Genomic DNA, 20,096 nt, shown 5'->3' on the forward strand with positions numbered 1-20,096 from the left:
CAGTCCCGGCCGCGACGATCCGTGCGGCCGGGCACCTATGCAGGCGGGCCTTCGCGGTGCCGTCCGGGTGAGCTCGCGTGCGGTCGGGCCGGGGCAGCCCCGTATCAAACCCGGTCAGCAACCAAGCCGCGTGCCGTTCGCTCCGGGACAAATGCTGGCGGACCGAGCCGCTGCCGCCCAGGTGAGCTGGACTGCAACCCACGCCGGTACTGATCTCACGAATTTGGCCGACCTGTTCGTAGCCAGGGTGTCGAACCCCGTACCGGCATGAAGCCGGAGACCGGTCGACGATCCAACCGTGACGGCTACCGCAGCCGGGATCTACGGCTTCGCCGGTGCGGTGGCCTGGAGCATGGCCTCGCAGGGTCGTTCGTGCCGGAGCTGGGCGGGGCTGTCCTGCCTGCAAGGTCAGCTCTCTTGGCTAGATCCAACGTCGAACGCGTTGCTTGTATCGCAGGTAGGAGGCCCCGTGCTCCTCTTCGAGCATGTCTTCTTCGACGTGAACTTGTATCCGCGTAGCAAGGACGAGAACGAAAGAAAGGACGAGCTGCACGACATTCGGCAACAGGGGCAGCAGGCCGACATAGGACGCGAAATGTCCAAGGAAGACGGGGTTGCGCGACCTTGCGAACAAGCCGCGTCCCAGCAGGGGGGCCAAGCTCGCCGGCAGCGGCTCCGATCCGCCATGACCGACCCATCTTCCAGTGCGCATAGGTCGCAAGTCCTGTACCGGCGGCCATGAGCGAAGTCCCCGCGACTTCCAGGCCGGGCAAGGTCGGGGCGGCCGCGTCTGGCACAATCGGAGGGCGTTCGAGCATCAGCGCGGTGAGGACGTGGACGGTCGTACCCGCGAAACCCACACCAAAGAGAAGAGCCGTGATGCGCTGCTCCTCCCGCGCACCGTGGAGCAACGAGGGTGACCGCCCCTCGCGCCGAGCGAGGATGATGGTGTGCGCAGCGAAGTTGGCGAGATAGGCGAGCCAGAGCGACAACCCAAGCACACCGACGACGGAGAACGGTGGCATCCTAGGGTTCTTCATCCTCGTCCGTGTGCCGGTCGTGCTCGTCGACAAGGCATCTTGTCGGCATGCAGACCAGCGTGACCACTCTTTCCCCGCGATCTCGACAGCTCGCCTGGTAAACGAGTGTGTCTCCCTGCTTTGACACCTGTCGAAGCTGCTCTGGGATGCAGCGGGCAAGCTGAAGCGCTCGCTTTACTTGATGATGGTCGGCTAGCGCCTCGCCGACCAGGAGCAGGGAAAGGACGGAAGCCGAAGCGGCCGCCAAAAGGTTTCGGATCATCATGTCAGACCGGCAAAGCCGCCTCTCTCTCCGAGGACCCCTCCTCCTCGATCTGTATCGTCACGTGGGCGATCTCGAACTCGACGGCCGCGACCTGCCGCGCCTCTGCCAGCACCCGCCCGCTATCCGACAGATCGGAGATCACCAGGTGCCCGCTCATCGCGTCCAGGCCGGACGTGATGGTCCAGACGTGAAGATGGTGGGTTCCGACAACGGCCGGGATCGAGCGGAGCCGCTCGTCGAGGAGCCGCAGATCGATGCGCGCCGGGGTAGCTTCGAGCAGCACGTGCGTCGCTTCCTTAAGGAGGTTCCACGTTCTCGGGACGATGAAGAGGCCGATGCCGGCCCCGACGATGGGGTCAGCGAGTCGCCAGCCAGTGAAGGTCACGATCACGGCCGCGACGATGACGCCCAGCGAGCCCAGCATATCGGACAGGACCTCGAAGTAGGCTCCCCGAACGTTCAGGCTGTCGCTCGATCCGCCGGCGAGGAGCCGCATGCTGACGAGGTTCACCCCGAGCCCGAGAGCGGCGACCACGAGCATGGGCGCGCCGAGCACCTCCGGTGGGTTCTTGAAGCGCTCGTAGGCCTCGTAGAGGATATACACCGTGAGCAGCAGGAGAATGACCGCGTTACCCAGCGCAGTCAGGATCTCAGCCCGAAGGAGACCGTAGCTGCGTTCCGGCGTCGCTGGGCGTTCCCCGAGGCGGATGGCCAGGAGCGCGAAGGCGAGACCGCCGGCATCCGTCAGCATGTGCGCGGCATCAGCGAGCAATGCCAGGCTTCCGGTCATCAAGCCTCCAACAACCTCGGCGACCATGAAGGACGAGGTGAGCAGAAGGGCCAACGTCATGGCGCGCTTGTTCTGCGAGGCAGCTGATCCCGTCAGCGCTCCATGTGAGTGGTTGCCGCTCATGCCGCCTGGGCTTTCTCGGGTGCTTTGGTGTTCACGGAACAGTCCCCAGCGGCGACCGGGGACAGGCAGACGAGATCCGGAACGCCGGCCTCGTCGCTTCGTCGGAGTAAGGGCTCTGCAACGAGGCCGTTCGTGCTGCTCGGCGCAAGAAGCGTGGCAAACCGGGCGGAGCTCACGATGTCGAGGTTCTCAAGCTTGGCCCGCCTCTCGATCCGTGCGAGCGCGTTCATCGCTGGTCCCAGGACCGTCATCTCGGCGCGAAATCCGTCGTCGAGAATGCCTGCGAGGACCGTCCCGGCGTGCAGGGCCGCGACGAGCCTGATCTCCGGCAAGCCTTGCTCGCGCCGGAACAGGTTCATCTCCGCGGCCCGCGCTCGGATCTCCCGGACGGACGCCATCGCAGCCTCGGCCTGCTCCGGCGGTGAACCGGCCGAGAAATGGGCGAGCACGCCATCCCCGACGTACTTGTCCACGCTTCCGCCCGCGGCGCCTACGGCCGCGTTCACCAGCGCGCGAACTTGTAGAAGCCACGTCATGACGTCGTGAGCGGGATGCTTCCTGCTCAGGTCCGAGAACCCGCGAATGTCGATGGCGAGGAGAGCCACGTGACGACGGGCGACATTTTCCCCAGGTCTGGTATCGGAAGGTACAAAACGGGAAAGGAAGGCCCGCTCGCGCTCGGCGCGAAGGGACGTGCGAACGGCGGCATTGAGACGGGCCGTTCCATGCAGGACGAAGCCGCTGGCAGCGACGAAGCTCAAGAGGCCGAACAGATGCTGGCCGATGACGGCGTAGGATGCGGCATGCAGCGCCCAAGCCAGGCCAAGCGAGCCGGTCCAGGCGACGACTACGAGGGCGGCGAATGTGGCCGTGCGCACTGGGGCGAGCGTCAGGCCGCTCGCGAGCAGCAGCAGGAACGCAGGTACCAAGGTGGCCGTATGTGCCGCCGAGCGGGTCGCGTCGGTCGCGACGAAGACGTGCTCTCCCAGAACGTAGCCGGCGAACAGACCGTCGAGCACGGTGACCGTCCACGCGCCGAGCGAGGTTCTCTGAAGGAAGACGAGCGCGGTTCCGAGCGCGTAAGCGCCGACGATGAGCCAATGCGAGATGCCATGTCGCAGTCCGCCATCGAGGGTGGCCGAAGCAAGTAGGATGACGAGTACGACGAGGCGGGGAACAAGGGTCGGCGTCGTCGAGATCGCGTCCGGTTCCCGGCCGTCGTCGGGCGTAGTTCTGGCGCCCATCATCGTCCGTCCGGCGTCGTCAGGCCCCAGGGAAGGTCCCTCACCGCCTCGTAGTGTGCACCCGGCCGATATGTCGGGACGCGGAGCGCCAGCGACGCAGCGTTCAAACGGCCGACCGCCTGAGCGACGGAGAACGCACCGACGACCCGATCCCGCTGCGCCACGATCAGGTTGACTCGCGCAATCAGCAGTTCCTGCTGCTGATTGAGGACGTCGAGGGTGGTGCGCTGGCCCGCGCGTGCTTCCTCTCTCACGCCCGTCAAGGCCACTTCGCTCGCTGCGACCTGTGCCTGCGCGGAGATGACGTTCGCCTTGGCCGATTCGAGCGCACCCCACGCCGAGAACAGGGCCGAGCGGACGGCGTCCCGGGTCGCCTCGGCCTCGATGCGGCGCTGACCTGCGACTTCCTTCGCCTGCCGCACCCGGGCGTAGGTCTCGCCGCCCTCGTAGAGCGGAACGGTGAGCTGCGCGCCGAACGCTGCCGTGACGCTACGGTCGCCTGGAACGCTCGTGTCATAACCGCCGCCGACGCTGCCAACGAGATTAAGGCTCGGGGCGAGCTCGCCCTCCACGACCTTGACCTGGAGCTCCGCCGCGTCGACCGCGTGCAATGCCGAGAGAATTGCCGGGTGCTCGGCGAGAGCGATGCGGACGGCTTGCGCGAGCGAGGACGGGATGAGCTGGTCAGGCGGTTTGCCGGCGGCGAGTTGTCGCGGCTCGACGCCGATGATCCTGCGGAAGGTCGCTATGGACGACTGGAGGTTTGCCTGCGCCAAGCTGACCTGGGAACGTGAGGCTTCGAGGCGAGCCTCGGCCTGCGCGATGTCGGTTCGGGTGACCTCGCCGGCAGTGTACCGCTCACGAGTCTGCCTCAACTGCTCTTCGAGCACCTCGACGTTGTTTCGGTGCAAATCGAGGGTCGCGGTGTCGCGCAGGACGTCCATGTAGGCCTGCGCGGCCGAGAAGAGGGTGTCGCCCTCCGTCTGCCGCAACGTCTCACGTGCCCCGAGAACCCCGCTTTCTGCCTCCCGAACGGAGTTGGCCGTGCGAAACCCGTTGAAGAGGTTCTGCGTCACCTGGAGCGCGGCCTGCCTCGGGAAGAGCGCGTCGCGCGTATTCGCGAGCACGCCCGAGCTTCCGGTGCGTCCCGTTTCGTATGTCGCCCCGGCGCTCGCAGTGGCTGCGACGCTGGGCCGGTAACCGGAGAGCGCGCGCGGCACGTTCTCGTCGATCGCGCGAAGAGAGGCGCGTCCAGCGTTCAGGTCTGGGTTGTTCATGTATGCCCGGGCGAGAGCCGAAGGCAGCGTCTCGGCCGTGGCTGTACCCGCAAGGACAACACTCAGGGCCGCGGTTCGCAAAACGTCGCCGATGGTCATCGTCCTTGCTCCGGGCGCGAGGTCGGACCGTCGACCGTTTCTGACGCGGGACCAGAGCAGTGCACGAACGCGTCCTCGTGCGCCTCGCGATGGCGGTCCGACATCGCCGGTGCACCCGGGAGTCTGGCGGTCCGTCCAGGCTCGTGTGGGCCAGGAATGCACGTTCCGCGTTCCGTCCGGACGGGCGGGCGCTCCGCGGCGGCCAGGGTGGACGAGAGCACAGGCAAGCACGCCAGAAGGAGAGCCCTTCGAGAGATCATCGGTCGCTCCTCACTCGGCTGCCATCCGGAGGGGGCGGAACTCGGGTTCAGCCTCGCTCGCCTTCTCCGCCTGGCCTGTCCCGAACAGGGCGTAGAGGGCAGGGAGCACGAGGAGCGTGAGCAAGGTTGCCGTAATCAGGCCGCCGATGACGACGGTCGCGAGCGGCTTCTGCACCTCGGCACCGGTGCCGGTCGCGAGAGCCATCGGGACGAAGCCGAGTGAGGCCACCAGCGCCGTCATGGCCACGGGCCGGAGCCGGGTCATCGCGCCTTCGAGGATCGCGTCGAGCTTGGGCCGGCCCTCATCGATCAGCTGCCGGACGAAGGTCAGCATGACGAGGCCGTTCAGGACCGCGACGCCGGACAACGCGATGAAGCCAACGGCGGCCGAGACCGAGAACGGCATGCCACGCAGCCACAGGGCAGCGATACCGCCTGTCAGCGCGAGTGGAACGGCGCTGAAGACGAGCAACGCGTCCTTGGGCGAGCCGAGCGCCTGGTAGAGCAGCAGGAAGATCAGGAAGAAGCAGCCCGGGACCACGATCATGAGGCGTTGGCGCGCCGCCGCGAGGTTCTCGAACTGCCCACCCCAGGTGATCCAGGCGCCTGGAGGCAGAGTCACGGAGGACGAGACCTTCCCTTGCGCCTCGGCGACCACGGACGCGATGTCCCGTCCGCGGACGTTCGCCGTCACGACGATGCGACGCTTGCCGTTCTCGCGGCTGATCTGGTTCGGGCCCTCGGAGAACGAGAAGCTCGCCACCTGCTTCAGCGGCACGGAGGCGGCCTTGCCGGACGCTCCGGCCGGCAGCGGCACGGGCAGGTTCTTCAGAGCCTCCAGGTCGTCGCGAACGGCATCGGGCAACCGGACGACGATCTCGAAGCGCCGGTCGCCCTCGAAGAGCACGCCCGCCTCACGCCCGCCGATGGCGGCCCCGACCACGTCCTGCACGGCGAAGTGGCTGAGCCCGAGCCGCGCGATCTCCGCCTTGTCGATGCCGATTTCCAGGAACGGCAGGCCGGTGACCTGCTCCACCCGGACATCCTGCGCGCCCTGAACGGACCGGAGGGCCGTCGCGACCTGGTTCGCGGCCGGCAGCATGGTCGAGAACTCCTCGCCGAAGACCTTGACGGCGAGGTCGCCGCGCGTCCCCGCGAGGAGCTCGTTGAAACGCATCTGGATCGGCTGCGTGAACTCGTAGTTGTTGCCCGCGAGCTTGCCGACCTTCGCCTGGATCTCGGCGATAAGCGCGTCCTTGGACAGCGACGGGTCTGGCCATTCTTCCTGCGGCTTGAGGATGATGAAGGTGTCCGACACGTTCACCGGCATCGGATCCGCCGCGACTTCGGCCGTGCCGGTCTTGGCGAACACGAACGCGACCTGCGGGAACGAGCTCACGGCCTTCTCGACCGCGAGCTGCATCTCCTGCGACTGCGTCAGGGACGTCGACGGAATGCGCATCGCGTGCATGGCGATGTTCTTCTCGTCGAGCTGCGGGATGAACTCCTGGCCGAGGCGCATGAACAGCAAACCGCTCGCGAGGAACAGCAGCACGGCGCCGGTGACGACTACGGTAGGGTGCCGCACGGCGCCATGAAGCGCCGGCCGGTAGGCGGCCTTGAGCCAGCGGACGAGGAAGACATCCTTCTCCTGCACCTTGCCCGTGATCACGATGGCGATCAGCGCGGGCACGAAGGTGAGGGAGAGGACGAAGGCAGCCGCGAGCGCGATGATCACGGTCAGCGCCATGGGGGCAAACATCTTGCCCTCGACGCCCGTGAAGGTGAGGAGCGGCACGTAGACGAGGATGATGATGGCCTGCCCGTAGACGGAGGGCTTCACCATTTCCTCTGCCGAGCGCCGCACAGTCGCGAGTCGCTCCTCCAGGCTCAGCTTGCGGCCGAGCTCGTGCTGCTTCTCGGCGAGATGGCGGAGCGAGTTCTCGGCGATGATCACCGCCCCGTCGACGATGAGCCCGAAATCGAGCGCGCCGAGCGACATCAGGTTCGCGCTGATCCGGCCCTGCACCATCCCGGTCATGGTCATGAGCATGGCGACCGGGATGACGAGGGCGGTGATCACGGCCGCCCGGATATTGCCGAGCAGCAGGAAGAGGACAGCGATGACGAGGAGCGCGCCCTCGGCCAGGTTCTTCGCCACCGTTCGCACCGTCGCCTCGACCAGCTGGGTGCGGTTCAGCACCGTCTTGGCCTCCACGCTCGGCGGTAGCGAGCGCGCGATCTCCTTCATCCGGGCGTCGACGGCCGCCGCGACTTCGCGGCTGTTGCCGCCGATCAGCATCAGGGCGGTCCCGACCACGGCTTCCTTGCCGTTCTCCGAGGCGGAGCCGGTGCGGAGCTCGCGCCCGATGGACACGCTCGCGACGTCCTTGACCCGGACCGGCACGCCCCCTCGCGTCGCGACGACGACGTTGCCGATCTCGTCGACGCTCTCCAGGCGTCCGGCCGAGCGCACGACATAGCCTTCGCCGTTCCGCTCCAGATATCCGGCGCCGCGGTTCTGGTTGTTGGTCTCGACCGCCTCGGCGACGTCCTTGAACGAGAGCCCGAGCCCAATGAGCTTCGCCGGATCGGGCTGGACGTGGTACTGCTTCTTATAGCCGCCGATCACGTCGACGCCGGCGATGCCCGGCACCGTCCGCAGCTGCGGGCCGATGATCCAGTCCTGCACGGTCCGAAGGTAGGCCGCTCGCTCGAAGTCCGAACGGAGCCATTGGCCTTCCGGCGTGAGATAGCTGCCGTCCGATTGCCAACCGGGTTGGCCGTCCTTCACGGGACGGCCGTCGCCGGGCTCTTTGAAGTGGACCGTCCACATGTAGATCTCGCCGAGCCCGGTCGAGATCGGCCCCATATGGACCTCAGCGCCGGGCGGGAGGCTCGCCTTGGCCTCGGACAGGCGCTCGTTAACCTGCTGGCGCGCGAAGTAGAGGTCCGTCTTCTCGGAGAAGACGGCGGTCACCTGAGCGAACCCGTTGCGGGAGAGCGAGCGGGTGTATTCGAGCCCCGGGATGCCGGCGAGCGCCGTCTCCATCGGATAGGTCACCTGCTTCTCGACGTCGTAGGGCGACAGCGAGGGCACGACGGCGTTGATCTGGACCTGGTTGTTCGTGATGTCCGGGACGGCGTCGATGGGGAGCTTCGTCAGCGACCATACGCCGACGGCGCAGGCGACGAGCGACACGAGGAGCACCAGCCAACGCTGGCGCACCGAGAAGTCGAGGATGCGGCTGATCACTGTCCCGCTCCTCAGTGCACGTGCTCGGCCTCGGCTTTGCCGAGTTCCGCCTTGAGGACGAAGGAGTTCGTGGCCGCGATCTTCTCGCCGGGATCCAGGCCGAAGACGACCTCGACGGAGGTGTCGTCCGCCTTGCCGAGCACGACCTCGCGCTTTTCGAATCCCTTCTCGTTGCGGACGAACACGACCTGCTCGCCGCCGATGGCCTGCAAGGCGGTCCGCGGCACCTTTATGTCGACCGGCTCTTCCGAGACGAGGACCTGCGCCGTCACGTAGGACCCAGGCCGCCAGGTCATGTCCTTGTTGTCGACCGCCGCGATTACGCGCGCCGAGCGGGTCTCCTGGTTCAGGATCGGGCTGACGAAGACGATTCGGCCCTTCGACGGCTCCGACCCGTTTCCGGCCGAGATCGAAACATCCTGCCCTTCCCGGATCGCGAGAAGGTCACCGCTCGGGACGGCGAGGTCGATCCAGACTGACGAGAGGTCGGCCACGACGTAGAGCTCCTTAGCCTCGCTCTCGCCGCCGACGGGCGATCCGAGATCGACCAGCCGCTCGATCACCCGGCCCGCGATTGGCGAGCGGATCTCATACTTCTGCAGGTTGGACATCGTCCGTGCGACTGGCGCGCCTGAGCCGGCCGCCGCCGTTCGAACGGGGGCGTAGCGGGTCGCAAGCTGCTCGATGTCAGCCTCTGAGAACCCGAGCGCCTGCAGCTTCTGCGAGGCGAGCTCGACCCGAAGCTGCGCCTCTGTGAAGGTCTGCCTGGCGCGCAGGAACTGCTGCTCGGCAGAGATGCGCTTGTCCCAAAGGGCCTGTTCGCGTTCGAACAGCGTCTGCTGCAGGTCGAGATTCGTCCGCGCGGCGAAGAACTCGCTCCGCGCCTCGGCCACCTCCCGGCTGTCGAGCACGGCGACGACCTCGCCCTTGGCGACCGTCTCCCCCAGACGCTTACGCATCTCGGCAACTGTGCCGACGACCTTGCCGGCGATCCGTGCCACGCGGTCCGCATCCGTCGTCACCGTTCCTGGTACGGTGAGCTTGCGGGCGAGCGCTCCACCAGCGGCCTCGGCGACGCCGATCTTTGCCGCCTCGATCTGCTCGGCCGTCATAACGACGTGGCCTTCGGGACCTTCCTTCTCACCCTCGGCGTGGCCACCGGCACCGTGGCCGTGTCCATCATCGCTTTTGGAGGGAGGCGGCAGGGCGAAGCCGGCGACCTGGCGGATGGAATTCGAGACGCTGGGCACGAATGTGCCCACGAGCAGCCCCAGCCCGATGAGGGCGAGGCACAACAATAGCTTCTTCATGGAACGTCCTGACCTGAATGCGCGGCAAAAGCCGGCGCAAGCCGCAAGGCGGCTTGCGTCGCGCAAGGGGCCGGCTCAGCCGGCCCGGGTCAGGTTCGAGGCGGACGTGGGGGTGGACTGGTCGGCCAGGACGGCCTGGCGGCCGCGACGACGACAATCGGGGCCGGGCTCACGACGGCGCTGGGACCGACGGCCGTAAAGGTCATGGTTGCCGGCTGATGATGGCAGGGGCAGCAATGACCGCGGGGCTCACCCGCGGACTCTCCGAACGGATCTGGCGGCGCGTCCGACAGGGCGGTGATGCCGGCGCGGTCCGCAGACGCGGGTGCGCTCGCGAATGCCGGATGGATGGCCGCGAGCAGGAACCCGGCGCACAGCAACAAGGCGAGCGCACGCCGCCAGGAGGCGGCTGCCTCCTGGAGCGACGTGCTCCACCAATGTTGTCCGAACCGGCTCATGCTCGCGGCTTATATGACTACTTTGTATCGAGATTGTAGCGGGCCTTGCCGATTTCGGCCGGACCCTTCTTCAGCGTGAGCGAGGCGCGGAACTTGCCGTCGACGGGAAAGTCGATCTTTGCGGCGAGCTTATTATCGCCGGCCGGCTTGAGCTCGACCGTCTTCTGCTGGTTGCCTTTCGCCAGCACGCTGGCGGTTGCGGCGTAGGGCGAAGCCTCGACCTTCTGCTCCTTCTCATCGACGAGGAAGAGCATCACGTCCGAGCCCTTCACCAAGAGCTCGCCTTCCAGAGAGCCGATCTGCTGAATCTGCCCTCCATTCGGGGCGGAATGAGCGTGACCGTCCTTTGCTGTGCCGGCGGCGGGCGCGCCGGCGAGGGCGAGACAGAGGAGGGCGCCGGCCAAGCCGGCCCGTGACGAGGACACCATGAAAGGACTTCTACGACCTCTAGCGGCTAGAGGTGCAAGCGGCTTTTTCGCAGTTGAGTTCGAGAGTGTCAGAATGGTGAACATAGTCGTACCTTGATGCTGGCGCGTGCGACTACGGCGACGCGCAAAGACACTGAGACGAAACGGGGGACGGGTCCGACGGCTCTCAGGCTTGCGGCGGCTTCAAGGGCGGTGATGAGGTCCGACCGACGAGGTCCGGGGCGTGGCTCAAGCGGTAGCTCACCTCCTCCGGAGACAGCGCTGGGACGGTAATTAGTGCCAGCATCTGTCGCTCGTGCGAGCAAGAGCAGTGCCCGTGCAACGCTTGCGGTTCTCCGCTGTGATCCCGGTCCGAGCTGGCGGAGGCAAACTGCAAGTCGCCCGCCGTAGCTGCGTGCCCGGCTGTGCCGGGTCCTAGCGACAGGCAGGCAACCAGAAGCAGGAGCAGGACGCGGATCGCCAAGAGGCGAGGCTGCCCGGCAGAGGACGGGGTGCGCACCGGAATCATGCGGTCCCGATGCTAAAGCTGATCGGAGAGCACGGCAATGGGTCAGCCCGCAAATGGTGCGAGGGTCAAGGTAAAGGCGTCAGGCCGAAGAAGATGATTCGAGCGGAGCGTCGCGCATGCGGGAGAACATCCCAGCGGGGATAGTGACGGATGCCTCTCCATCAAGGAAAGCATCGCCGGAGTGCCGAAACGCCTTCCTCTCCGTGTCAAACGGGCTCAATGTCGGTCGTGAGCACATTGATCGTGGTCGGCGAGGACTTGAATAACGCGGCACTCCGCCACACGCCCGTGCCCGCATTCCGAGATCATGCGGGTGAGCTCTCCCCGAAGAGCCTCCAACTTAGCGATCCTTCGATCCACCTCGTCGAGGTGCCGTCGCGCAATCCGGTCGGCTTCCTCGCACGATGTGTCCGGCTGGCCAGACATGTCCAACAGCTCACGGATGGCCTCAACTTCGAAGCCGAGTTCGCGTGCGTGCCTGATGAAGTTAAGGCGCGCCACATGTGTCGCGTCGTAACGACGCTGCTTTCCCTCGGTGCGCGAGGTCTCCGGCATCAGCCCGATGCCCTCATAGTAGCGAATGGTCGGAACCTTGACTCCGGCGCGGCGAGAAAGCTCGCCGATGGAGATGTCCATCAGGGTCGTGCCTCCAGCACCTGGAGGTTCTAGTCCGGGTTTGTAGTTAGCGAAAGTGCGTCGCTGGCCCCAAACGAGCTCATGAGCGGGCGCGCATGGGATCCAGCCTACGGCCGAACTCGCGGCCCGCTTCCTTCGATCCTCGCCCGCGCACGGTCGAGCCAATTCCGATCAAGCTTGAGAGAGCAGACCATACTCTTTGCAGGGGTGATCCTGTAGACCGTCAGCCTTGAGAAATGCTCTTCCTTGAACGAGAGGGCAGCTGTTCTACGCCCCGCTTCGCGCTTCTGTTGAAGGGCCAGCAACATCGCGTCGGGCAGGGTAAAGTACAACTTGCAACGCTCAATGCCAGGAGACGAAAGCGTAACCCGCCAGTTGGAAGCCGCATCCGCTTCGGCATCGAAGTGAAAGGCAGCTTGTGGGTCCTGGGGCGCGAGCATGTGTTGGTTCATCAGCTCGGGACTGTCAGCCTTTAGCAGCAGAACAAAACCCGTAGCCGAGACTCCTACAAACAGCTCACCGATGTCTTGCGCAGCGCTGATAGCAGGCCGAAGCAGCGGAACGAACTGTGGATCGTGATGCGGGAAGTGCCCTCCCCATAGCTCCTGCCGCAACGTGTCTCGAACTCTCGCTACCATCTTCCGTCGGGTACCCGGCTCGCGGTCATCGCGCCCGGCATGAAGCCCCTGCAGGTACCTTTGTACCTGATCCCCGGCCCCATCGACGCCGAGCCGAAGGTCCTCGTACTCACCGTGGGACAGATCGAAAAGAGCGATCTGGTGAGCAAGCGCGTAAGCCTGCGCACCAGCGCTGAACCCCGAAGTTGAACAAAGAGCGTAACGATAAGTGTAACAGAACCCGCGTCCAACTGCTCTTACGTCGTCGCCGTCGTCTTCTGGGGCTTCCTCCGTTCGCCGCGCTCGGACCGTGACCAGAGCATGGTTTATATCCTCTAGGATCCCGACCGCGTGCCTGACTTCGGGAATTCCGACCCGAGATCGGCTCTCTCCCCGCCACTTAGCCTCGATAAATAGCCGGATGGGGTTGCCGAACGCCGGGGCCCAGGAAAGTTCTCCGAGAACGTCGGCTTGGTGAAATCCTCCGCGCCCACGCACCTGCAGGCCATTGCCCATGCGATCCAAATCGACGGGATCGTCCTCTGGGTCTACGAGCAGGCGATATCCAGCCTTGCTGATCAGGAATGCGACGACTTCCTCAAGCAGGTAGCCCTTCAGGGCACCGGGGGCCACTATCGCTCGCTGTTGTCTAGCCATTCGAATTCATACCCGGTCGGGCGCCAGTAAGGATGTACGAACGGCTGGGGAGTGCCGGCGCATTCATCGTTGATGGCATGCAAGCGGTCGAACGCCCCCTCAAGCTTGTTTTCGAAAGCGGATGCGGCGTCCTGCCGACCCCGCTATTCGCGATCTAACGTGAGGTGTTGAAGCGGTCGAGCGCTGCCTTGAGCTGCGTCGTGAAGTGAGCCTGGACGGCGACGGCGTTAGGTCCGCGCAACGTCCCCGGATCGTGTGATGAGAATGTCAAAGTCAGCTCGTGGGTTCTTGTCCTGTTCGTCGAAAGGAATGGGGACCCATCACCGGAGATCGCTACCAGCTTCCAAGTGGGCGTCACATTTCCTGTGGTCTCTACGACGAACTTCGTATTGTACACGAAGTACCCCCTCTTGAATTCGCCCTTGGCGGGCGCTTCCGAAGAACGATAGAGGGTCGAGGAACGAGTCGCGCCGATCAGGAAGTCCCGTATCCCAAGCTCTGACTGAAGCAGCAGTGACGAGCCAGCATGTCGACCCTGTTCGTTGCAGATAGCCGCTGGGTCGTTCAACGCTATTCGATCCAAGTCATAATATTCGTAGACAGTACGTAGGGCCGTCGCGGCAGATCTGGCCTTTCCTCCGAGGGACATGGAAAATGACTGCCCGACGGGGTTATCGTAGACGAGCCCATGCAAAAAAGTTCGGGTATACGTCAGCCCGGGGTTAAGCTCGGTCGACTCGTCCGTAGTCAGATCAAGTTGAAACTGAACCCCATAGTTCCCAAGGATAGGGCCGGTCTTTTGCAGATTGAAAGTTCGACCGTTTACATACTGAACTGCAGTAACGAGCTCACAAAGAATATTCTTTTTGATAGCCGTGATAAGGTTGAGGCCGATCTCTCGGCTCTCCCAGGGCTCTTCGAGCTTTGGGACCTGCACACCACAGCCGGCAATCGTTAGGCACGAAGCGGAAAAGGCGGCAATTATTGCGCCTCGGAGCATGACGCTAAGTCCAACGCGGGCTGCTACTCGCCACTCTGTGATTTCGCTCTTTGCTCAAGGAGTTGCCGCACCGCTTCCTTGTCTTCGCCAGAGAGGCCATTGAGTATAAGAGCGCCATCAAGCGCCTTTTCGTCCCGGAACGACACGAACGGTACGCAAACTAGTTCGCCGTTCTCGTCGATATAGCAGTTGAGTGATTCTTTCTCGGAAAACTCGCCTAATCCCGCCATTTCCCGTCCCCTCCTCAGCCACCGCCCCTCTAAGCACGTACCGTGCGGCATCTCATGTCAACTCCCACCAGATCGTGCGCACCGCGAGCGGAACTCTTGTTGCGGAAATGCATCTGTGGATTACAAGTCGGATACTCCGATTGGGCTGCGCTTGACGGAAGATTCGGCCATGGCAGGTTGTCTAAATTGAGAATAGCGACAGCTTGAGCTGAATTGAGATTGAATGCCGAATTCGTAGTCGGACTGGTGCCGTCTGAACAGGAGGGTTCAGAATGATAAAATTCGTCGTCGCGGTCGTAGGTGTAATCGTGTACCTATTGTCTGCTTACTATCTCTTTGGCAAGGCCACCGATCCGACGACAACGGAGGTAATTTGGGGAAGGCTAGTGATCATCTTCAATGGACTTGCATCTGTCGGTCTCGCTTGTGTCGGCGCGCTCGTGGGGGTGACAGTGCAGCAGGCCAAGGTTACCGAAGCGAAGGCCGATGCGAGCAGGAAGTCTGATGCTGTAAAGAGTGCTCTTGACGTTCTCACGCTGCCTGCTCGCCCCCCGATCTCTCAAGACGATGCGCACGCGTTCGCTATCACGAAGCACTTCGACGAACACGCGTCCCGCGTGATCACCGCGCGAAAGATCCTTGAGCAGAGTTTGAACTAGAACGCTTCTCGAAGGCAAACTGTCGATGGCAATGGCGACAGGTCGTTAGCTCGGCGGCTGCGGCTGGGGTCCTCAGAGGAGAATCGCAGGGTGAAGCGGTCAGGAATGGTGGTCTAGCGCCATCGGAAGTTGGGGAGGGGCCGGCTCAATCCCGTCCGTGGATTCAGGTTGAGGTGGATTTTGTTGTTTGCTGGAGATCATTGAGGCCCTTCGTGGCTTCGGCGAGGGTGGGAGAGGCGAGCCGGAGTAGGATCCTCGATGCCGCCGGTCATCGCGTTCCAGTGATGAAAGTTGGCCTGCTGCCGGTTTCATGGACACCGGGTTTGGGTGTGATGATGGAACCGGAGGTGCAGGATGCAGCGTCGCAAGTTCGGACGTGAGTTCAAGATTGAGGCGGTTCGGCTGATCAAGGACCGAGGCGTCTCGGCTGCCCAGGCTGCCCGCGATCTGGATGTCTACGAGAATGTCCTGCGCAAATGGGTGAAGGAGTTCTCGTCCGATCCCGGCCAGGCGTTTCCTGGTCCTGGCCAGATGAAGCCGGAGCAGGCTGAGATTGACCGGCTTCGGAAGGAGGTCGTCCGGCTGCGGGCGGAGCGTGACATCTTAAAAAAGGCCACCGCCTTCTTCGCGCGGGACGCGCTGTGAGGTTCGCGTTCATTGCCAAGCATCGAACCGTCTGGCCGGTCGCCTGGATGTGCTCGGTCCTGAACGTTTCTCGCTCGGGCTTCCATGCTTGGCTCACTCGGTTGCCCAGCGGGCGCTCGCGTGATGATGACGCCATCCTGACGAAGGTGCGCACCAGCTTCGTCGGCAGCGACCGCACCTACGGTGCGCGGCGAGTCTGGCACGACGTGCTGGCCGAAGGCGTCATGTGCGGTCTGCATCGCATCGAGCGGATCATGCGCGAGAATGCCATGCGGGCGCGTCCGCGACGGCGACGTGGGCTACCGAAGGACGAGGGTGTGCGGGCGGCCGCTGCCGCCAACCTGCTGGAGCGGCAGTTCGAAGCTGACGGTCCGAACCGGAAGTGGATCGCCGACTTCACCTACATCTGGACGGCAGAAGGCTGGCTCTACGTGGCTGCCGTGATCGACCTGTTCTCGCGGCGCGTCGTGGGCTGGTCGATGCAGGCGAGCATGACGGCCCAGCTCGTGGCGGATGCGCTCGTCATGGCGGTCTGGCGCAGGGGCAAGCCCGATGCGTTGCTGCACCACTCCGACCAGGGCAGCCAATACACCAGCGAGCCGTTCCAACGGCTGATGGTCGAGCACGGCATCGTGTGCTCGATGAGCCGGTCGGGCAACGTGTGGGACAACGCGGCGATGGAGAGCTTCTTCTCGTCGCTGAAGACCGAGCGCACGGCCCGGCGAACCTATCGCACGCGGGACGAGGCGCGGGCGGATGTGTTCGACTACACCGAGCGCTTCTACAATGCTGCCAGACGGCACTCGACGCTCGGCTACCTCAGCCCTGTCGAGTTCGAGAACAGAGCCAAATTAGCTTAGGATGGTGCCCACCAAACCGGCAGCAGGCCAAGTCGATAGTCCCGATCTCCGCAGCCCGACTAACCATTGAGGCTCCCCACTCACCGCTTAGTGCCCTTCGCTGCCCTACGGATCGCAATCTTGAAGATGTTGAAGGCGGCCGGAACAGGAGGGAGCGGTCCTGGTGGCAGAAACGTCGTTTCCTTGACGTGCGAGACGAGCTTGAGCGCGGTCGGGATTGTCAGGATTTTCGTGTGCGAACGGCGGGTTGAACATCAGGCCGCCATGGCCCTTGTGAAGCGCTGGCCGAAGAGCACGGCAAACTGCGCCTTGGCCATGCACCATTCACGGGGCGGCATTTTCCAGTCCTTCTCGGCTCGATTCAAGACCAGGAAGAGCAGCTTCATGGCTGCGTCGTCGGTTGGGAAGTGGCCCCTGGCCCGGACGGCGCGGCGCAGCTTGGCGTTCAGGGCCTCGATTGCGTTTGTGGTGTAGAGGATGCGGCGCACGTCCGCGTGGAAGGCATAGAACGGCACGACCTCGTTCCAGGCGCGCCGCCAGCTCTGGCCGATGGCCGGGTAGCGCCGGCCCCAGAGGCCCTCCTCGAATGCTGCGAGCGCGGCCCGGCCGGCTTCGGCGTCGAGCGCCCGGTAGATGCCCTTCAGGGCGGCCGCGACGGGCTTCCTGTCCTTGTAGGAGACGAAGTCCAGGCTGTGGCGCAGGAGATGGACGATGCAGGTCTGCACCGCCGTCTCGGGGAACACGGCCGTGATCGCATCCGGGAAGCCCTTCAGACCGTCGACGACGGCGAGCAGGATATCCTCGACGCCGCGGTTCCTGAGCTCGTTCATGACGCGGAGCCAGAACTTGGCGCCTTCGCTCTGTTCGAGCCAGAGGCCCAGGATCTCTTTGGCCCCGTCGGCCCGGACGCCGAGCGCGATGTGGACCGCCTTGTTGCGGACGATGCCCTCGTCCCGCACCTTGACCCTGAGGGCGTCGAAGAAGACGAGCGGGTAGACCGGCTCCAGGGGCCGCGCCTGCCAGGCGGCGATCTCGTCGAGCACCGCATCCGTGACCGCGCTGACGAGATCGGGCGAGACGTCGATGCCGTAGAGCTCGCGCAGGTGCCCGACGATCTCGCGGGCGCTCATGCCGCGGGCGTACATCGACACGATCTTGTCGTCGAAGCCCGGGAAGCGGCGCTGGTACTTGGCGATGAGCTGCGGGTCGAACGTGGCCTGCCGGTCACGCGGGATCGCCAGGTCGATCCGGCCGGTCTCGGTCGTCACCGTCTTGCGACCATAGCCGTTGCGGCTGTTGCCGGTCTCGTCCTCCGCCAAGTGGTGGTCCATCTCGGCGTTCAGAGCTCGTTCGGCCAAGGCCTTCTTCAGATCGTCGAGAAGCCCGTTCGCATCGAAGGCCGTCTTCGGATCGGCGCCCGCCAGCAACTGGTCGAGAAGGGCGTCAGGGATGCGCGGAGCTTTGCGTCGAGCCATGGGGAACCTCCAGGTCCACTATGGCCGCCCGCACACGAAAATCCTGACAGTCCCCGCGCGGTCCGATCTTTCCGGAGGGGCAGCTCTCGAACGGGCGTCACTGATGGACCCACTCGACGGCCCGGGTCCCTGTCACTGGATAGCGCGTGTAGTCGAGTCTGGCCCAATGGTTGCCATCGTAGCGCGTGCTCGAAAACCCGCGCATCAGCGACCCGCGGGTCAGATCCCGACCCGCCTTGGCGAGGGCTGTTGTGAGGACCGAAGCGGCTACGGACATTCCCCGGTCACCCGCGCTTGAAGCATTGAGATCGCGGAGGCATGCGGCCCTGGTCACGCTGACGCTTGCGCCCTTGAGCGCGAGGTGGCTCTGAAATGGACAGGCCTCGTGCCCCAGTCCGTAGAAGCGGCTCTGAGCGCGGCCATGAAGCGCGGCCATGCGCCAAGCGTCCGATCCAAGGACGATGGCAACAGGCATCAACTCCACCAGCTGCTCGGGCCCGCGAAACTCCCGGCCACCGAGCAGCTGCGCGCTACCCAAGGTCGCCCGATCTGACGGTGCCGCTACGACAGGGGCCGAACGCGGGGCCTCGGCAGCAACCGCCCGGAGCTGATCTTCGAAAGGGGGCACGAGGGCGCGCACCTCGTCTGCTCGCTCCGTCCCCGCGACCGGAGACAATGGAAACAATGACGGCGGGCTCTCGGGCGAAATCCAGTCGTTGTCCCGGGAGAACAGCACGGCCACGATCCCGGGCCATGTGCTCTTATCGTGCGGGTCGACTCGTGCGAGCACGATCCGGCGACCGTGTACAGTCCCGCCACTTAGAGCGAGGGCTCGTTCGAGCTCATAGACGCGGTCTGCATCGAAGTTCTCGGCGACACCGACCGTCACCGTGTTAGACCGGACCCCGGAGCGCTCAACCAGTTCCAACCTGTCCAGGTATGTCCACATCTCCGCAGCGGTGGCCTCGTCGACTCCGTAGCGCGGCATCTGTCGCGCGAGCGGCCGCCCCGACGGTGAGACGCCTGATCGAAGTGCCGCCGCGAAGGTGGTCGCATCGTATGCGGGACGGTCGGCGAGCGGGAGCGCCAAGGTCTTTCGCGAGATGTCCGGCGCGACCATCCCTCCCTCACGGCCACCCTTGCCATCCCTCCCGTGACAATTTCGGCAAGGTACGACCGAGGCCGGAATATGAGTCCCCTGCGATCCCACGAAAGCGCTGACTGGGCTCCGAGCGTTACCGACGAAGAGTGCTGAAGCTGTCTCGCCACCCGGCGTGGCGGAGGAGGCAGCAAGGAGAACCATCGAGGTCAGCGCGGCCGCAATTGCTAACGGTTCCGTCGTGTTCACAGCGGGCGGTAAGCTTAGGGCCGGTCTGCCGCGAGAACGGCGTCAAGCAGCAACTCGGGTGACGCTGTGGCCTCGCTGATCCGGCGAACCATCCTGCCGCTCCGGTCGAATATGAGAAAGAAAAGGGGGTGGTCGTCCGTGGTTCCCGCCGGCATTCCGAGGCTGTCCAGAAGCGGCACGAGCTCCAGGATTTCACCCGTGAGAAAGACTCGGTTCGTGCCCGGGGCGAACTGGTCGACATGTCGCCTCAGCTCCTCCGAGCGATCATCGGGGTTGATGGTCAATGTGACCAGCCGTGCCTCTCGTCCGCTTGACCGGAGAAGGTCTTCAACGAGGTTCATGTAATGGTCGGAAACGGGGCATAGCTTCACGCAACCCACAAGGGTGAAGGAAACCAGGGTAGCGGTGCCGCCCAGGGCATTGCGCCTGAACTCCCACGTCCGCCCGTGGATGTCTCTCAACTTCGCGTCGACCGGAGCCGGTGCCGCACCAAATGTACGGCTGAACAACGGACCGGCTGCGACGGGCTGCGACGGCAGTCCGGAGAAGACCGCAGCGGTCACATGAAGCGCAGCCGCGAAAGCTCGGCTTACCCATGCTGATGTCATTTCGGTGTTCCCGCCCTGGATTCTCGCGCTGCGCTGAAATCGAGAACGGCCGGCCGGGGCGCGATAACGGCCCCCACCAAGCTGAAACTGTATGTCGTCGGCTGAGCTCGAATGGGAGGCGTTCGAAAGCTCCCATCTTCGGCTTCAGTCAGCTCAACGTCGAAGACGTCGCTTCCATCCAGCGCTGCTGCGCGCACCGCGATTGATCTTGGCCGCTCCCCCCAAGGCCAGTCGCGCAAGTGCAGCGAGACGACCGTTCCCGAGGGCAAGCGGTCTGCAATGGACCCCACCAGAGCCGGAGCG

At 64.6% G+C, this 20,096-nt stretch carries 15 protein-coding genes; 2 read left to right on the forward strand and 13 right to left on the reverse strand.

The features are described 5' to 3' along the window. Window positions 1-1,306: 1,306 nt before the first annotated feature. The 10 genes from HJG44_RS17790 to HJG44_RS17835 form a co-directional block, all read right to left on the reverse strand. Window positions 1,307-2,218: a cation diffusion facilitator family transporter gene (locus HJG44_RS17790; protein WP_171219683.1), complete on the reverse strand. Its 912-nt coding sequence runs from the start codon at window positions 2,216-2,218 to the stop codon at window positions 1,307-1,309. Next, window positions 2,215-3,465, reverse strand: coding sequence for an adenylate/guanylate cyclase domain-containing protein (locus HJG44_RS17795; protein ID WP_171219684.1), 1,251 nt, complete (start codon window positions 3,463-3,465; stop codon window positions 2,215-2,217). The genes HJG44_RS17790 and HJG44_RS17795 overlap by 4 nt, the downstream gene beginning before the upstream one ends. Further along, window positions 3,462-4,838 (reverse strand): TolC family outer membrane protein, encoded by a 1,377-nt coding sequence (locus HJG44_RS17800; protein WP_171219685.1) that lies wholly within the window; start codon window positions 4,836-4,838, stop codon window positions 3,462-3,464. The genes HJG44_RS17795 and HJG44_RS17800 overlap by 4 nt, the downstream gene beginning before the upstream one ends. A 270-nt stretch (window positions 4,839-5,108) precedes the next feature. Further along, the gene (locus HJG44_RS17805; RefSeq protein WP_171219686.1) at window positions 5,109-8,354 is read right to left on the reverse strand and encodes a CusA/CzcA family heavy metal efflux RND transporter; all 3,246 of its coding nucleotides are present in this window, start codon (window positions 8,352-8,354) and stop codon (window positions 5,109-5,111) included. 11 nt (window positions 8,355-8,365) lie between these two features. After that, on the reverse strand, window positions 8,366-9,664 hold the full coding sequence (locus HJG44_RS17810) for an efflux RND transporter periplasmic adaptor subunit (protein ID WP_171219687.1): 1,299 nt from the start codon (window positions 9,662-9,664) through the stop codon (window positions 8,366-8,368). Between the two features lie 475 nt (window positions 9,665-10,139). Then, window positions 10,140-10,550 carry a hypothetical protein gene (locus HJG44_RS23435; RefSeq protein ID WP_210261211.1) on the reverse strand — a complete coding sequence of 137 codons (411 nt, stop codon included), beginning with the start codon at window positions 10,548-10,550 and terminating at the stop codon, window positions 10,140-10,142. A gap of 724 nt (window positions 10,551-11,274) precedes the next feature. Then, entirely contained in the window at window positions 11,275-11,694 is a 420-nt protein-coding gene (locus HJG44_RS17820; protein ID WP_171219689.1) for a MerR family transcriptional regulator, read from the reverse strand. A gap of 107 nt (window positions 11,695-11,801) precedes the next feature. Further along, a complete protein-coding gene (locus tag HJG44_RS17825; protein ID WP_171219690.1) occupies window positions 11,802-12,944 on the reverse strand; it encodes a hypothetical protein in 1,143 nt (380 codons plus the stop codon). A gap of 178 nt (window positions 12,945-13,122) precedes the next feature. Further along, entirely contained in the window at window positions 13,123-13,968 is an 846-nt protein-coding gene (locus tag HJG44_RS17830; RefSeq protein WP_171219691.1) for a hypothetical protein, read from the reverse strand. Between the two features lie 23 nt (window positions 13,969-13,991). Continuing rightward, a complete protein-coding gene (locus HJG44_RS17835) occupies window positions 13,992-14,198 on the reverse strand; it encodes a hypothetical protein (protein WP_171219692.1) in 207 nt (68 codons plus the stop codon). A gap of 272 nt (window positions 14,199-14,470) precedes the next feature. On the opposite strand from HJG44_RS17835, the gene HJG44_RS17840 reads away from it, so the two are divergent. Together HJG44_RS17840 and HJG44_RS17845 are read left to right on the forward strand one after the other, a co-directional pair. Further along, entirely contained in the window at window positions 14,471-14,857 is a 387-nt protein-coding gene (locus tag HJG44_RS17840) for a hypothetical protein (protein ID WP_171219693.1), read from the forward strand. Window positions 14,858-15,211: 354 nt separating this feature from the next. Beyond that, window positions 15,212-16,362 (forward strand): IS3 family transposase gene (locus HJG44_RS17845; RefSeq protein ID WP_171219694.1). Its coding sequence is split into 2 segments (ribosomal slippage): window positions 15,212-15,458 and window positions 15,458-16,362, totalling 1,152 coding nucleotides; the frame shifts between segments, so codons are not numbered across the junction. Window positions 16,363-16,616: 254 nt separating this feature from the next. On the opposite strand, the gene HJG44_RS17850 is transcribed toward HJG44_RS17845, so the two are convergent. The 3 genes from HJG44_RS17850 to HJG44_RS17860 all read right to left on the reverse strand — a co-directional run bounded on the left by HJG44_RS17850 (window position 16,617) and on the right by HJG44_RS17860 (window position 19,793). After that, window positions 16,617-17,837 (reverse strand): IS256 family transposase, encoded by a 1,221-nt coding sequence (locus tag HJG44_RS17850; protein ID WP_171219695.1) that lies wholly within the window; start codon window positions 17,835-17,837, stop codon window positions 16,617-16,619. Window positions 17,838-17,934: 97 nt separating this feature from the next. Further along, window positions 17,935-18,957, reverse strand: a complete 1,023-nt coding sequence (locus HJG44_RS17855; protein WP_171219696.1) for a hypothetical protein — start codon at window positions 18,955-18,957, stop codon at window positions 17,935-17,937. Window positions 18,958-19,199: 242 nt separating this feature from the next. Beyond that, complete coding sequence (locus HJG44_RS17860; protein ID WP_246736340.1) at window positions 19,200-19,793, reverse strand: SCO family protein; 594 nt, start codon at window positions 19,791-19,793, stop codon at window positions 19,200-19,202. Window positions 19,794-20,096: the final 303 nt, after the last annotated feature.

The organism is Enterovirga aerilata (assembly GCF_013044135.1).
In the GTDB taxonomy this organism is placed as follows: domain Bacteria; phylum Pseudomonadota; class Alphaproteobacteria; order Rhizobiales; family Beijerinckiaceae; genus Enterovirga; species Enterovirga aerilata.

Excerpts from the sequence above, each read along its gene's own strand:
- HJG44_RS17790 (WP_171219683.1), bottom strand. The coding sequence starts at position 2,218 with ATGAGCGGCAACCACTCACATGGAGCGCTGACGGGATCAGCTGCCTCG.
- HJG44_RS17830 (WP_171219691.1), bottom strand. The coding sequence starts at position 13,968 with ATGCTCCGAGGCGCAATAATTGCCGCCTTTTCCGCTTCGTGCCTAACG.
- HJG44_RS17860 (WP_246736340.1), bottom strand. The coding sequence starts at position 19,793 with ATGACATCAGCATGGGTAAGCCGAGCTTTCGCGGCTGCGCTTCATGTG.
- HJG44_RS23435 (WP_210261211.1), bottom strand. The coding sequence starts at position 10,550 with ATGGTGTCCTCGTCACGGGCCGGCTTGGCCGGCGCCCTCCTCTGTCTC.
- HJG44_RS17840 (WP_171219693.1), top strand. The coding sequence starts at position 14,471 with ATGATAAAATTCGTCGTCGCGGTCGTAGGTGTAATCGTGTACCTATTG.
- HJG44_RS17795 (WP_171219684.1), bottom strand. The coding sequence starts at position 3,465 with ATGATGGGCGCCAGAACTACGCCCGACGACGGCCGGGAACCGGACGCG.
- HJG44_RS17855 (WP_171219696.1), bottom strand. The coding sequence starts at position 18,957 with ATGGTCGCGCCGGACATCTCGCGAAAGACCTTGGCGCTCCCGCTCGCC.
- HJG44_RS17835 (WP_171219692.1), bottom strand. The coding sequence starts at position 14,198 with ATGGCGGGATTAGGCGAGTTTTCCGAGAAAGAATCACTCAACTGCTAT.
- HJG44_RS17800 (WP_171219685.1), bottom strand. The coding sequence starts at position 4,838 with ATGACCATCGGCGACGTTTTGCGAACCGCGGCCCTGAGTGTTGTCCTT.
- HJG44_RS17810 (WP_171219687.1), bottom strand. The coding sequence starts at position 9,664 with ATGAAGAAGCTATTGTTGTGCCTCGCCCTCATCGGGCTGGGGCTGCTC.
- HJG44_RS17850 (WP_171219695.1), bottom strand. The coding sequence starts at position 17,837 with ATGGCTCGACGCAAAGCTCCGCGCATCCCTGACGCCCTTCTCGACCAG.
- HJG44_RS17820 (WP_171219689.1), bottom strand. The coding sequence starts at position 11,694 with ATGGACATCTCCATCGGCGAGCTTTCTCGCCGCGCCGGAGTCAAGGTT.